The organism is Citrobacter freundii complex sp. CFNIH4, from assembly GCF_002934505.1.
Lineage (GTDB): Bacteria > Pseudomonadota > Gammaproteobacteria > Enterobacterales > Enterobacteriaceae > Citrobacter > Citrobacter freundii.
The window spans coordinates 187,905-202,913 of record NZ_CP026231.1; the positions used below are offsets into that span (position 1 = coordinate 187,905).

10 protein-coding genes are annotated in these 15,009 nt (G+C 52.2%); 5 read left to right on the forward strand and 5 right to left on the reverse strand.

The genetic code is table 11. The features are described from left to right. Positions 1–12 precede the first annotated feature (12 nt). The 3 genes from C2U41_RS00910 to aroP all read right to left on the reverse strand — a co-directional run bounded on the left by C2U41_RS00910 (position 13) and on the right by aroP (position 3,900). On the reverse strand, positions 13–963 hold the full coding sequence (locus C2U41_RS00910) for a glycoside hydrolase family 43 protein (RefSeq protein ID WP_003845754.1): 951 nt from the start codon (positions 961–963) through the stop codon (positions 13–15). Beyond that, positions 963–2,369: a glycoside-pentoside-hexuronide (GPH):cation symporter gene (locus C2U41_RS00915; RefSeq protein ID WP_003845756.1), complete on the reverse strand. Its 1,407-nt coding sequence runs from the start codon at positions 2,367–2,369 to the stop codon at positions 963–965. Before C2U41_RS00915 ends, C2U41_RS00910 begins: the two co-directional genes overlap by 1 nt. Positions 2,370–2,526: 157 nt before the next feature. Further along, positions 2,527–3,900: an aromatic amino acid transporter AroP gene (gene aroP, locus C2U41_RS00920; protein WP_085951556.1), complete on the reverse strand. Its 1,374-nt coding sequence runs from the start codon at positions 3,898–3,900 to the stop codon at positions 2,527–2,529. 564 nt (positions 3,901–4,464) lie between these two features. Here aroP and pdhR point away from each other — a divergent pair. The 5 genes from pdhR (at position 4,465) to traT (ending at position 12,486) form a co-directional block, all read left to right on the forward strand. Next, entirely contained in the window at positions 4,465–5,229 is a 765-nt protein-coding gene (gene pdhR / locus C2U41_RS00925) for a pyruvate dehydrogenase complex transcriptional repressor PdhR (protein ID WP_003018699.1), read from the forward strand. Between the two features lie 163 nt (positions 5,230–5,392). After that, a complete protein-coding gene (aceE, locus tag C2U41_RS00930; protein ID WP_003837462.1) occupies positions 5,393–8,056 on the forward strand; it encodes a pyruvate dehydrogenase (acetyl-transferring), homodimeric type in 2,664 nt (887 codons plus the stop codon). Positions 8,057–8,070: 14 nt separating this feature from the next. After that, positions 8,071–9,960, forward strand: coding sequence for a pyruvate dehydrogenase complex dihydrolipoyllysine-residue acetyltransferase (aceF, locus tag C2U41_RS00935; RefSeq protein ID WP_003018689.1), 1,890 nt, complete (start codon positions 8,071–8,073; stop codon positions 9,958–9,960). A 175-nt stretch (positions 9,961–10,135) separates the two neighbouring features. After that, positions 10,136–11,560 carry a dihydrolipoyl dehydrogenase gene (gene lpdA / locus C2U41_RS00940; RefSeq protein ID WP_003018686.1) on the forward strand — a complete coding sequence of 475 codons (1,425 nt, stop codon included), beginning with the start codon at positions 10,136–10,138 and terminating at the stop codon, positions 11,558–11,560. Between the two features lie 194 nt (positions 11,561–11,754). Next, positions 11,755–12,486, forward strand: coding sequence for a complement resistance protein TraT (traT, locus tag C2U41_RS00945; protein ID WP_003837465.1), 732 nt, complete (start codon positions 11,755–11,757; stop codon positions 12,484–12,486). Positions 12,487–12,549: 63 nt separating this feature from the next. Here the strand turns inward: traT and C2U41_RS00950 are convergent, their stop codons facing one another. Continuing rightward, positions 12,550–13,344 (reverse strand): DUF2950 family protein, encoded by a 795-nt coding sequence (locus C2U41_RS00950; RefSeq protein WP_016149562.1) that lies wholly within the window; start codon positions 13,342–13,344, stop codon positions 12,550–12,552. Positions 13,345–13,354: 10 nt separating this feature from the next. Beyond that, the gene (locus C2U41_RS00955) at positions 13,355–14,947 is read right to left on the reverse strand and encodes a DUF3300 domain-containing protein (protein ID WP_103848358.1); all 1,593 of its coding nucleotides are present in this window, start codon (positions 14,945–14,947) and stop codon (positions 13,355–13,357) included. Positions 14,948–15,009: the final 62 nt, after the last annotated feature.

Genomic DNA, 15,009 nt, shown 5'->3' on the forward strand with positions numbered 1-15,009 from the left:
CAGTGCAACGGTTTAGTTCGTATCAGCAGGCGGGATGCCAAAATCTGGCATGCCGTTTTCGTCCCAACGCACGAGCTTCAGACGAGTGTGGCGGTTTGGGTCGTACAGCGGATCGCCCTCGATTTCGGTGTAATTTCTCGCGTGATACACCAGCACATCTTCACCTTCTGGCGTTTGCGTAAAGCTGTTGTGTCCCGGCCCAAACTGGCGGTTTTCATAGCTGGTGGTAAAGACCGGGCGCGGTGATTTGTGCCAGTTCTGCTGGTTGAGCGGATCTGCGTCTAAGTCAATCCACAATAATCCCATACAGTAGTTCTCATCGGTAGCGCTGGCGGAATAGCTGATAAACAACTTGTCGCCGTGAACCATGACGGCAGGACCTTCGTTGACCCAAAAACCCCGGCATTCCCAGTCATATTCAGGATGGCTTAGCATGACCGGCTCGCCTTTAATCGTCCATGGATTTTCCAGTTCTGCGAGATAGATATTGGAGTTTCCGGCGATATCGGGCGATTTCTGCGCCCATAGATACCACTGTTTTCCCTGATGGTTAAAGGTGGTGGCATCGAGCGCAAAGGTATCAAACTGCGTTTTAATCTGACCTTTCTCCGTCCACTTTCCGGTCAGCGGATCGGTGTCGGCACATTCGAGCGCAAACATGCGATGCTGGAACATCCCCAGCTTGTCGAGCGACTGTGTGTGGGTGGCGGCAAAATAGATGTACCACTTGCCTGCCAGATGATGGATTTCGGGCGCCCAGATGAGTTGGCTCATGGGGCCGCTTTCTGGCTTGCGCCAGATGATAACCGGGGCGGCAGTGCGCAACCCTTCCAGCGAGTCGGCCCGGCGTATCTCCAGCCGGTCATATTCAGGTACTGAAGCAATGAAATAGTAGTGGCTACCGTCACGTAAGATAAACGGATCGGCACGCTGTTCAATAAAGGGATTTGGCCACTGATTCATTAGGCTTTCCTTACGGTTTCAGTCGTTTTTATATCGTGGTATTCATTCAGTTCACGGTAGTTGGCGCGGCGCTTTTCTAAATCTGTCTGGATTTGCTGCATAAACTCGCGGTCAACTTTCAGCAGACGAACCACGCCTGCAGTAATCAGGTAGCCTGCGCCAGGTATGATGGTAAACAGCAGCATAATACCGTTAATGGCGGAGTCGCTTTGCGTTTTCGCCCCAGCGTCGTAGCCGTACCAGGAGAGCAGGAAGCCAACCATCGCTCCGGCAATCGCCAGGCCCAGTTTCAGGAAGAACAGGTTGCCGGAGAAGCTGATCCCGGTGATGCGTTTACCGGTTTTCCACTCGCCGTAGTCATCGACATCCGCCATCAGCGACCAGTGCAGCGGAGATGGGATCTGATGCAGGATGTTGAGCAGGAAGTAGAGCACCATAATCATCATGGTGGCTTTCGGATCGAAGAAGTAAAACGCGGCGGAGAAAATCGCCAGGATGATATTGGTCCAGAAGAACACTTTCAGTTTGCACCAGCGATCGGTTAACACCTTCGCCAACATGCTGCCGATCATCATGCCTACAACGCCAAGGCTGATAAACAACGTCGCAAATTGTGTACTCTGCTGCATAACCCAGGTCACGTAGTACATGGTGGCAGCCATGCGAATAAAACCCGGACAGACGTTGCACAAGGTTAATAGCAGGATTTTTACCCATTGATCGTTCTTCCATACGTCTTTCAGATCGGCTTTTAAATCGTCATTGGTCTGGACAGCAGGACGGACACGCTCACGGACGGTTGCAAAGCAGAACAGGAACATACACATGCCGATGAATGCCAGTACCGCCATCGCCATTTGATACCCTTTGGCTTTGTCTTCCCCGCCGAACCAGTCGGCCATGGGGAGCAGGGTAAGGGAGAGCAGCAGAGTTGCAATTCCTACCAATACAAAGCGATATGACTGGCAGGCGACGCGTTCTTGCGGATCGTTGGTGATGACGCTGCCGAGAGAGCAATAGGGGATATTGATCGCCGTATAGGTAATTGAGAGCAGGAAATAGGTAACAAAGGCATAGATAACTTTGCTGTTATATGTCCACTCAGGGGTGGTAAACATCAGTACGCTGAATAATGCGTACGGGAAAGCCATCCACAAAAGCCATGGACGAAATCGACCATATTTGCTGCGGGTGCGGTCGGCCATTGCGCCCATTATAGGGTCGGTAACGGCATCGATAACGCGTACTGAGAGCAGTAATACGCCGACCAGTGCAGGCGCGAGTCCAAAAATGTCTGTGTAAAAATAGTTAACAAACAACATGATGGCGCCAAAGATGATGTTGCATCCGGCGTCGCCCATTCCATAGCCAATCTTTTCTTTCACCGTGAGCTTACTGGTTTCCATCAACTGCACTCCATGAATGAGATATGGAGAGAATTATTGTCTGGTACCGGTGTTTTTGCGTTGCAGGATAACGCCGCTGATATGGACTAAACAGTCGTGAGTGGGAAAATGTGAGGCAGGTAACAACCCCCACCTGGCGTAGGTGGGGGAGGAAAAATTAATGTGCTTTAACCGTGCCGGCCGTTTTCTGTTTGAACAGGTAACCAATGCCAAGAATAGCAATCCATACCGGGATTAAGTACACCGAGATCGCCATGCCCGGCGTCATCAGCATAATCACCAATACTGCAGCCATGAAAATCAGGCACACCCAGTTACCCAGCGGATAGAGCAGCGCCGGGAAGCGGGTGGTAACGCCCTGCTGCTGTTTGGCTTTGCGGAACTTCATGTGCGCAAGGCTAATCATTGCCCAGTTGATCACCAGTGCGGAAACTACCAGCGCCATCAACAGGCCAAAGGCAGATTCTGGCGCCAGGTAGTTGATCAGCACGCACAGAGCCGTCACCAGTGCGGAAACCAGAATGGTGTTCACCGGCACGCCGCGTTTGTCGACGTTCATCAGCGCTTTCGGCGCATTGCCCTGCTGTGCCAGACCGAACAGCATACGGCTGTTGCAGTACACACAGCTGTTATAGACAGAAAGGGCAGCAGTCAGCACCACGATGTTCAGGGCATTAGCAACAAACGTGTCGCCCAGCTCGTGGAAAATAAGGACAAACGGGCTGGTATCAGCCGTAACGCGCGTCCACGGCATCAGGGAAAGCAGAACCGCCAGCGAACCCACATAGAAAATCAGGATACGGTAGATAACCTGGTTGGTTGCTTTGGGAATGCTTTGCTCCGGGTTATCCGCTTCTGCTGCGGTGATCCCAACCAGCTCCAGTCCACCGAAAGAGAACATGATAATCGCCATCATCATCACCAGACCGGTGAAACCATGCGGCAGGAAGCCCCCCTGGTTCCACAGGTTGCTGACGCTGGCCTGCGGCCCGCCGTTGCCGCTGAACAGCAGCCAGCCGCCGAAGATGATCATCGCGACGACAGCAATGACTTTAATAATGGCGAACCAGAACTCCATCTCACCAAACACTTTCACGTTGGTCAGGTTAATGGCGTTGATAATCACGAAGAAGGCTGCAGCAGAGGCCCAGGTTGGGATCTCCGGGTACCAGAACTGGATATATTTACCGACTGCAGTCAGCTCAGCCATGGCAACCAGCACGTACAGTACCCAGTAGTTCCAGCCAGAGGCAAAACCCGCGAAACTGCCCCAGTATTTATAAGCAAAGTGGCTAAAGGAGCCTGCTACCGGCTCTTCAACCACCATTTCACCTAACTGACGCATAATCAAAAAGGCGATAAAGCCGGCAATAGCGTAACCCAGAATAATCCCCGGTCCTGCAGACTGGATAACGGATGCGCTACCGAGGAATAACCCGGTACCAATCGCGCCACCCAGTGCGATTAGCTGTATATGGCGGTTCTTAAGACCGCGCTTGAGCTGATCGCCATGCTGTTGACTTTCCATCATGAAACCTCGTGTGTGGTTTTACTCTTCATATTTCGAGTACTTATTTTTTGAACTACGCAGCAATGCGTGTGTAAGTTTGCAATTCCGTTTGTTGTATTAATTTGTTTACAGATGCTTTTGATAAAATGTTGCCTTAATACTTTTGTCTTGATCAGAATAATGATATGCGAGCGCGAATGCACCTGCTTTATGCGGGGAAGATGACGAGTTGAATAAAAAGAAACCATTTGTAAATGCGAGTTTATCTACCACAAAATTTCCATTTTGAATTTCTATTCATTAATAGTGGTTTAAGTATCGATAAATAAGCAGGTGAATCGGTTCAGATGAGATAATTTTTCGTTTCTATTCCGTTAAAACTACCTCGAGGTGGGTAAATTTAACATTTGTGCATAGTTACATGTTTGAAACGTTATTTCTGTAATGTTGTTAAAATATGCCCCCTTTACTGATTTCAATCAAAACCTGTATGGACAGAAGGTGAATACTTTGTTACTTTAGCGTCAAGAACATGAAATTGGTAAGACCAATTGACTCCGGGCAAATGGCTTAAGACAGGAAATCATGGCCTACAGCAAAATCCGCCAACCAAAACTCTCCGATGTGATTGAGCAGCAGCTGGAGTTTTTAATTCTTGAGGGGACACTTCGCCCCGGAGAAAAACTCCCACCGGAACGCGAGCTGGCAAAACAGTTCGACGTCTCCCGCCCCTCCTTACGCGAGGCGATCCAACGCCTTGAAGCGAAGGGGTTACTGCTTCGTCGTCAGGGCGGTGGCACTTTTGTTCAGAGCAGCCTGTGGCAGAGCTTTAGCGACCCACTGGTAGAGCTGCTCTCCGACCATCCTGAATCCCAGTTTGACCTGCTTGAGACGCGCCATGCGCTGGAAGGTATTGCAGCTTATTACGCTGCACTGCGCAGCACGGATGAAGACAAAACGCGTATCCGTGAACTCCACCATGCGATCGAGCTTGCTCAACAGTCCGGCGATCTTGACGGTGAATCTGATGCAGTACTCCAGTATCAAATTGCTGTCACCGAAGCGGCACATAATGTGGTGCTGCTCCATTTGCTAAGGTGTATGGAGCCGATGCTGGCCCAGAACGTTCGGCAAAACTTCGAATTGCTGTATGCGCGTCGTGAAATGCTGCCACTGGTTAGCAGTCACCGTACCCGTATTTTTGAAGCAATTATTGCCGGGAAGCCGGAAGAGGCGCGTGAAGCGTCCCACCGTCACCTGGCGTTTATCGAAGAGATTCTGCTGGACAGAAGCCGTGAGGAAAGCCGTCGTGAACGCGCCTTACGTCGTCTGGAGCAACGAAAGAATTAGTGATTTTTCTGGCAGAACGTTAACCAGAAGATGTTGTAAATCAAGCGCCATATAAAGTGCGCGGCAACTAAACGCAGAACCTGTCTTATTACGCTCTCTGGCGAGAACGTAATGGGACAGGTTCCAGATAACTCAACGTATTAGATAGATAAGGAATACCCCCATGTCAGAACGTTTCCCAAATGACGTGGATCCGATCGAAACTCGCGACTGGCTACAGGCGATCGAATCGGTCATCCGTGAAGAAGGTGTTGAGCGTGCTCAGTATCTGATCGACCAACTGCTTTCAGAAGCCCGCAAAGGCGGCGTGAAAGTAGCGGCAGGTGCAGGGGCCAGCAATTATGTAAACACTATTGCCGTTGAAGATGAACCGGAATACCCGGGCAATCTGGAGCTGGAACGTCGTATTCGTTCTGCTATCCGTTGGAACGCCATCATGACCGTACTGCGCGCGTCTAAAAAGGACCTCGAGCTGGGTGGCCACATGGCATCCTTCCAGTCCTCCGCAACGGTATATGATGTTTGCTTCAACCACTTCTTCCGTGCACGCAACGAGCAAGATGGCGGCGATCTGGTGTACTTCCAGGGTCACATCTCTCCGGGCATCTACGCACGCGCATTCCTGGAAGGTCGTCTGACTGAAGAGCAGATGAACAACTTCCGTCAGGAAGTACATGGCAAAGGCCTGTCTTCCTACCCGCACCCGAAACTGATGCCAGAATTCTGGCAGTTCCCGACCGTATCTATGGGTCTGGGCCCAATCGGTGCTATCTACCAGGCTAAATTCCTGAAATATCTGGAACACCGTGGTCTGAAAGATACCTCTAAACAAACCGTTTACGCCTTCCTGGGCGACGGCGAGATGGATGAGCCAGAATCAAAAGGTGCGATCACCATCGCGACCCGTGAAAAACTGGACAACCTGGTCTTTGTTATCAACTGTAACCTGCAGCGTCTTGACGGCCCGGTAACCGGTAACGGCAAGATTGTTAACGAACTGGAAGGCATCTTCGCGGGCGCTGGCTGGAACGTTATCAAAGTCATGTGGGGCGGTCGTTGGGATGAGCTGCTGCGTAAAGACACCAGCGGTAAACTGATCCAGCTGATGAACGAAACCGTTGACGGCGACTACCAGACCTTCAAATCCAAAGATGGCGCATATGTACGTGAGCACTTCTTCGGTAAATACCCGGAAACCGCAGCACTGGTTGCTGACTGGACTGATGAGCAGATTTGGTCTCTGAACCGCGGTGGTCACGATCCGAAGAAAGTTTACGCTGCACTGAAAAAAGCGCAGGAAACCAAAGGCAAAGCAACTGTAATCCTCGCCCATACCATCAAAGGTTACGGCATGGGTGACACCGCTGAAGGTAAAAACATCGCTCACCAGGTTAAGAAAATGAACATGGACGGCGTGCGTTATATCCGCGACCGTTTCAACGTTCCTGTGACCGATGAGCAGGTTGAAAACCTGTCTTACATCACCTTCCCGGAAGGTTCTGAAGAGCACACTTATCTGCACGCTCAGCGTCAGAAACTGCATGGCTACCTGCCAGCTCGTCAGCCGAACTTCACTGAGAAGCTGGAACTGCCGGCTCTGGAAGACTTCGGTGCGCTGCTGGAAGAGCAGAACAAAGAAATCTCCACCACTATCGCTTTCGTTCGTGCCCTGAACGTGATGCTGAAGAACAAGTCGATCAAAGATCGTCTGGTTCCGATCATCGCTGATGAAGCACGTACTTTCGGTATGGAAGGTCTGTTCCGTCAGATCGGTATCTACAGCCCGAACGGTCAGCAGTACACCCCGCAGGACCGTGAGCAGGTTGCTTACTATAAAGAAGACGAGAAAGGTCAGATCCTGCAGGAAGGTATCAACGAACTGGGTGCTGGCGCATCCTGGCTGGCTGCTGCGACCTCTTACAGCACCAACGATCTGCCGATGATTCCGTTCTACATCTACTACTCCATGTTCGGGTTCCAGCGTATCGGTGACCTGTGCTGGCAGGCAGGCGACCAACAGGCTCGTGGCTTCCTGATTGGTGGTACTTCCGGTCGTACGACGCTGAACGGTGAAGGTCTGCAGCACGAAGATGGTCACAGCCATATTCAGTCTCTGACTATCCCGAACTGTATCTCTTACGATCCGTCTTACGCGTACGAAGTTGCGGTCATCATGCACGATGGTCTGGAGCGTATGTACGGTGAGAAACAAGAGAACGTTTACTACTACATCACCACGCTGAACGAAAACTACCACATGCCGGCAATGCCAGCAGGTGCCGAGGAAGGTATCCGTAAAGGTATCTACAAACTCGAAACCCTCGAAGGTAAGAAAGGTAAAGTTCAGCTGCTGGGCTCCGGTTCTATCCTGCGTCACGTCCGTGAAGCAGCACAGATCCTGGCGAACGACTACGGTGTAGGGTCTGACGTTTACAGCGTAACCTCCTTCACTGAACTGGCGCGTGATGGCCAGGATTGTGAGCGCTGGAACATGCTGCACCCGATGGAAACTCCGCGCGTTCCGTACATCGCTCAGGTGATGAACGACGCTCCGGCAGTAGCATCTACTGACTATATGAAACTGTTTGCCGAACAGGTTCGTACTTATGTACCGGCTGATGATTATCGCGTACTGGGTACTGACGGTTTCGGTCGCTCTGACAGCCGTGAAAACCTGCGTCACCACTTCGAAGTTGATGCTTCCTACGTGGTTGTAGCGGCCCTGGGCGAACTGGCTAAACGTGGCGAAATCGATAAGAAAGTGGTTGCAGACGCAATCACCAAATTCAACATCGATGCAGATAAAGTTAACCCGCGTCTGGCGTAAGAGGTAAAAGAATAATGGCTATCGAAATCAATGTACCGGACATCGGGGCTGATGAAGTTGAAATCACCGAGATCCTGGTCAAAGTGGGCGACAAAGTTGAAGCTGAACAGTCGCTGATCACCGTAGAAGGCGACAAAGCCTCTATGGAAGTTCCGTCTCCTCAGGCTGGTATCGTTAAAGAGATCAAAGTCTCTGTTGGCGATAAAACTGAGACCGGCAAACTGATCATGATTTTCGATTCCGCCGACGGTGCAGCAGCAGCTGCACCTGCTCCGGCAGAAGAGAAGAAAGAAGCGGCTCCGGCAGCAGCACCTGCTGCTGCGGCGGCGAAAGACGTACACGTACCGGACATCGGCGGCGACGAAGTTGAAGTTACCGAGATCATGGTTAAAGTGGGTGACACCGTTGCGGCTGAACAGTCTCTGATCACCGTTGAAGGTGACAAAGCGTCAATGGAAGTTCCGGCACCGTTCGCAGGTACCGTTAAAGAGATCAAAATCAACACCGGCGACAAAGTGTCTACCGGTTCCCTGATTATGGTCTTCGAAGTAGCGGGCGCAGCGCCTGCTGCAGCACCGGCTCAGGCGGCTGCTCCAGCAGCAGCGGCGGCTCCGGCTGCTTCCGGCTCGAAAGAAGTTAACGTACCGGATATCGGCGGTGACGAAGTCGAAGTCACTGAAGTGATGGTTAAAGTGGGCGATAAAATTGCCGCTGAGCAGTCACTGATCACCGTTGAAGGCGATAAAGCGTCAATGGAAGTTCCGGCACCGTTCGCGGGCACCGTGAAAGAAATCAAAATCAGCACTGGTGACAAAGTTAAAACCGGTTCTCTGATTATGGTCTTCGAAGTCGAAGGCGCAGCACCTGCAGCCGCTCCAGCACAAGCAGCTGCTCCGGCTCCGGCCGCAGCACCAGCGCCTGCGCAAGCCGCAGCTCCGGCCGCGAAAGCGGAAGGCAAATCTGAGTTTGCTGAAAACGACGCTTACGTTCATGCAACACCGCTGATTCGTCGCCTGGCGCGCGAATTCGGTGTGAACCTGGCGAAAGTGAAAGGTTCTGGCCGTAAAGGTCGTATCCTGCGTGAAGACGTTCAGGCTTACGTGAAAGACGCTATCAAGCGTGCTGAAGCGGCTCCGGCTGCAGCAGCAGGCGGCGGTATCCCGGGCATGCTGCCTTGGCCGAAAGTGGACTTCAGCAAGTTTGGTGAAATCGAAGAAGTGGAACTGGGCCGTATCCAGAAAATCTCTGGTGCTAACCTGAGCCGTAACTGGGTGATGATCCCACACGTTACTCACTTCGATAAGACCGATATCACCGATCTGGAAGCGTTCCGTAAACAGCAGAACGCCGAAGCTGAAAAACGTAAACTGGACGTGAAATTCACCCCAGTAGTCTTCATCATGAAAGCCGTTGCCGCAGCTCTGGAACAGATGCCGCGCTTCAACAGCTCCCTGTCTGAAGACGGTCAGCGCCTGACCCTGAAGAAATACATCAACATCGGTGTAGCGGTTGATACTCCGAATGGTCTGGTTGTTCCGGTCTTCAAAGACGTGAACAAGAAGAGCATTACCGAGCTGTCTCGTGAACTGACCGTGATCTCCAAGAAAGCGCGTGATGGCAAGCTGACTGCTGGCGAAATGCAGGGCGGTTGCTTCACCATCTCCAGCATCGGTGGCCTGGGTACTACCCACTTCGCGCCGATTGTGAACGCGCCGGAAGTGGCTATCCTCGGTGTCTCCAAGTCCTCTATGGAGCCAGTGTGGAACGGTAAAGAGTTTATGCCGCGTCTGATGATGCCGATTTCGCTCTCCTTCGACCACCGTGTAATTGACGGTGCGGATGGTGCGCGCTTTATCACCATCATCAACAACATGCTGTCTGACATTCGCCGCCTGGTGATGTAAGCGAAAAAGCCGGCCCGACGGCCGGCTTTTTTCTGGTAATCTCATGAAGTCAGTGAGGTTATTGTGCGAAAGACAAATCGGTTGCCGTTTGTTGTTTCAAAATTGTTAACAATTTTGTAAAATACGGGCGGATAGAACGACCCGGTGGACGACGGGTATAAATTAAGAGGTCATGATGAGCACTGAAATCAAAACTCAGGTCGTGGTACTTGGGGCAGGCCCTGCAGGTTACTCTGCTGCCTTCCGTTGCGCAGATTTAGGTCTGGAGACCGTCATAGTAGAACGTTACAGCACCCTCGGTGGTGTTTGTCTGAACGTCGGCTGTATCCCTTCTAAAGCGTTGCTGCACGTAGCAAAAGTTATCGAAGAAGCCAAAGCGCTGGCTGAACACGGTATCGTTTTTGGCGAGCCGAAAACCGATATCGACAAGATTCGTACCTGGAAAGAAAAAGTTATCACTCAACTGACTGGCGGTCTGGCTGGTATGGCCAAAGGCCGTAAAGTGAAAGTGGTTAACGGTCTGGGTAAATTTACCGGGGCGAACACCCTGGAAGTTGAAGGCGAAAACGGCAAAACCGTAATCAACTTCGACAACGCGATCATCGCGGCGGGTTCCCGTCCGATCGAACTGCCGTTCATTCCGCACGAAGATCCGCGCGTGTGGGACTCCACTGACGCGCTGGAACTGAAAACTGTTCCTAAGCGCCTGCTGGTTATGGGCGGCGGTATTATCGGTCTGGAAATGGGTACCGTGTACCATGCACTGGGTTCAGAGATCGACGTGGTTGAAATGTTCGACCAGGTTATCCCAGCTGCCGACAAAGACGTGGTTAAAGTCTTCACCAAGCGCATCAGCAAGAAATTCAACCTGATGCTGGAAACCAAAGTGACTGCCGTTGAAGCGAAAGAAGACGGTATCTACGTTTCCATGGAAGGCAAAAAAGCCCCTGCCGAAGCTCAGCGTTACGATGCTGTGCTGGTAGCGATCGGTCGTGTACCGAACGGTAAAAACCTCGACGCGGGCAAAGCTGGCGTTGAAGTTGATGACCGTGGCTTCATCCGCGTTGACAAACAGCTGCGCACCAACGTGCCGCACATCTTTGCTATCGGCGATATCGTCGGTCAGCCGATGCTGGCGCACAAAGGTGTTCACGAAGGTCACGTTGCCGCTGAAGTTATCGCCGGTAAGAAACACTACTTCGATCCGAAAGTTATTCCATCCATCGCGTACACTGAACCAGAAGTTGCATGGGTTGGCCTGACTGAGAAAGAAGCGAAAGAAAAAGGCATCAGCTACGAAACGGCCACCTTCCCGTGGGCTGCTTCTGGCCGTGCTATCGCTTCTGACTGCGCAGACGGTATGACCAAACTGATTTTCGACAAAGAATCTCACCGTGTGATCGGTGGTGCGATTGTCGGTACCAACGGCGGCGAGCTGCTGGGTGAAATCGGTCTGGCGATCGAAATGGGCTGTGACGCTGAAGACATCGCGCTGACCATCCACGCTCACCCGACTCTGCACGAGTCCGTTGGTCTGGCAGCTGAAGTGTTCGAAGGTAGCATCACCGACCTGCCGAACCCGAAAGCGAAGAAAAAGTAATTTTCCCGCTTTTGTGAAAACGCCTCTTCGGAGGCGTTTTTTTTCCCGAAAGCTACCAGTTCTGGTAGTCATCTTATTGATATCTCCACTAAAAAAAATTGCGCAACTGCCGATACTTTTTTCGCCATTGTGTGGCTACTGGCCGCGCGGTTAAGAGGCTCTGGACTCTCTATTACACGAAAAAAGGAAAATACATGTCTTTAAAAAAAATCGCGGTTGTTGGCATGATTGTCGCGACAATGACACTGACCGGTTGTGGCGCGATGACCACCGCCGTTAAAAAACGTAACCTTGAAGTGAAAACGCAGATGAGTGAAACCATCTGGCTGGAGCCTTCCAGCGAGAAGACCGTCTACATTCAGGTAAAAAATACCTCTGACAAAGACATGAGTAACCTGCAAACTCTGCTGGCAAATGACCTGTCCGCGAAAGGTTATAAGGTGACCAGCTCACCAGACAGCGCTTATTACTGGGTACAGGCGAACGTATTGAAAGCGGACAAAATGGATCTGCGTGAAGCTCAGGGCTTCCTGAAAACGGGTTATGAAGGTGCCGCGATGGGCGCAGCGTTGGGTGCGGGGATTACCGCCTACAATAGCAACTCCTCTGGTGCGGCGCTGGGTGTTGGTATCGCGGCGGGGCTGATCGGCATGGCTGCGGATGCGATGGTGGAAGATGTAAACTACACCATGGTCACTGACCTGCAGATCTCTGAACGCAGCAAAGCGAAAGTGACAACGGATAACGTTGCGGCGTTGCGTCAAGGGACATCCGGTATCAAGTTGCAAACCAGCAGCGCGCAAGGCGATCGTGCAAAATATCAGACTCGCGTCGTGTCTAATGCTAACAAAGTGAATCTGAAGTTCGAAGAAGCGAAGCCGGTTCTGGAAGCTCAGTTGGCGAAATCTGTCGCTAACATCCTGTAATTTGCTGTGGGTTGCCGGGGGGCGGCTACGCCTTACCCGGCCAACTAATCTTTCGAATTGGTATCAGGGCGCTACGGGCTGCCAGGTTTTATCCGGATGGAATGTGGTTAACGCCTGTGCTTTTTGCTGAGAATCAACGCCGAGATCGGCCTGATAGACTTTATCATCACCGTTAATCATAAAACTCATCACGCCGGTGTGATCATAGCTAACAGGCCAGGCCACCATGGCAAAACCGCTGGTTTTGTCGGGAAGGATACGAAAATGATAGCCGTGATAGCCCGTGCCAGGTTCCTGTGGACTAAAGGCCGGGCCGAGCGGGCTTGGCGCTTCGCCGGGTGAAACAGGCCAGTACAGACCATCTTTTTTCCCTTCAGAACTGACAATCTTTTGCGCGTATTTCTGGTTCATCGCAAAATAGCTCTGCTGGGCATCTACATAAGCGTGTAACGCCTCGATAGCCGCGAGTTCGTTTCGTCCAATCTCACGGGTCAGGATCTCTTCGGCCGCTTCCTTGATATCAAATTGCCAGCCTGAAGCGTTTTTGACGACCGGGATTGGCAATTGCCAGTCGCTATCCCCGACCACCAAATGCGCGGTATTGCCGTCGACAACGGTATTATGGCGAACCTTCCAGTCGCGCAGGAAACGATCAACCGCATCAGGATCGACGCCTTCTGGCGGTAGAAAATCACGCCAGTTTTCCCCGAGCAGGTTGCTCATTGCACTTTCATTTTGCTCACTAATCGCGTTTGCCAGCGCATCGGTCGCCTGGTCTGGTGTGCTGAAGGATTGTTGTGCCATCGCGGCAGCCGAAACCATGAACAACACCATTCCACTGAGTAGTTTATTTTTCATGTCGGCTCCCTTAACGATGACGGAATTCACGGTGTTCAGCACGCCCGCCAGAAGGCTGGCGCGATGGCCGATTACGGGCGACCTGCCGGCTCTGTGCCCCTCGCTGTTGCTGCGCCTGCCAGTTGGCGGAGCGACTGTCGTTCCCGCTCAGCGCATTGGCGCGTGGCTGGCTGGTCCGTTGTTGAAGATTGCGCTGTTGCACATTGCGTTGCTGCGCCGGTTGCGTGACCCGTTTCTCCTGTCGCTGGGCGACTGCCTGACGATTTTCACGTTGCTGTATGCTTGTCCGTTTCGCGGTTTGCGGTTTGGTATCGTAACCACGGTAGTTATTACGTTGGGAAATTTGCTTCAGCTGTTGGCTGGATGCCTGACGCTGGGCGTCTTTCGTGCCCGTACGCGCCGTCTGCGGGAATGTTTTTCCCGTTGATTTTTCCATTTGGCTCATCGCAGCCTGGCGTTGGCTATCACGGTTGACCGGTCTTTGCTGGGTTGAACTTAAACCTGTAGCCGTGTTAGTGGAGTGGAAGCGGTTATTGAGCTGGTTATTTGGGTATGGCACACCCTCACGATAGGCCGGGTTGTGCTGCCAGGTACGGTTGGCGTCTGTCAGTCGTTGTCCACTGATTTTATTAAAGTTATCAACGTTAATATTGATGTTGTTATCACCATTACGGTTATAGCCGCCATGGTTATCCCAGTCATCATTATGATGGTGATCGTCGTCGTCATCCCAGTCGATGTTGCTGAAGATGGCATAGGTTGTTGCAACACCGAGGCTGAAGCCTAAACCATTAACGAAGCTGTTACCAAACTGCTCACCGGGCGTTGGCGGCAGATAGGTTGGCGGATAGGCGGTGTTCGGCCAGGTACCGTAAACCGTATTCGGGTTATAGGTAGGAACGTACACCACCTGCGGATCGGCGGATTCAATTTTGATTACCGTTGGAGCCGGTGGGGCCGTCGATTGAACTGTTACTCCTTCTTGAGTTTGGGTACGAGGAGGAGGCACATTTTTCACACTCGTGGTGACTGTCTGCTGCGGTGTCGATTGCAACGCACCGGTCTGTTGCGCCAGTGCACGCAGGCGTTGAACGGAATCCATAACATCTTTTGGCTGCGCAAGGAAAGCATCGCCCAGACTTTGTACCCACGGCGGATTTTCACCCATCAGCGACATCAACTGGGGAAAGGCGACCAGCGATTTCACGCTGGGATCCCAGGGCTGGCTGGCAACGGCCTGAATGGCGGCATCGCCCTGCATTTTGGGATTGTCTTTTGACCACTGTGCGGCCTGGATGACGTTAGCCGGATAGGTTGAGGCCATCAAAATTTGCGACAGCAGCGAGTCTGGATAGAGTGCGATAGGTGCAACCCACTGATCGATTTGTGCTGCCGAGTAGGTTGGTGCCACGACGGGCGCTGTTTGGTCGGCCGGGGCAGGGGCCGCTATTGGCGCTGGAGCCGGTGCTGACGGTTGCTGTGCAACGGGGGCCGGAGCCGCAGGCTCCGTAGCACGACTTTTAACGAACATCACGCCTGAGGCGGCAAACAGCCCGACACTGCACAAAAGGACAAGCAGATGTGGCTTAAGGGGCAACTTCATAAAATGACTCCAACGAGACAAGCGCTGTGCCGTGAGGCGTTCCTGTTGCCGCGAGTATTATT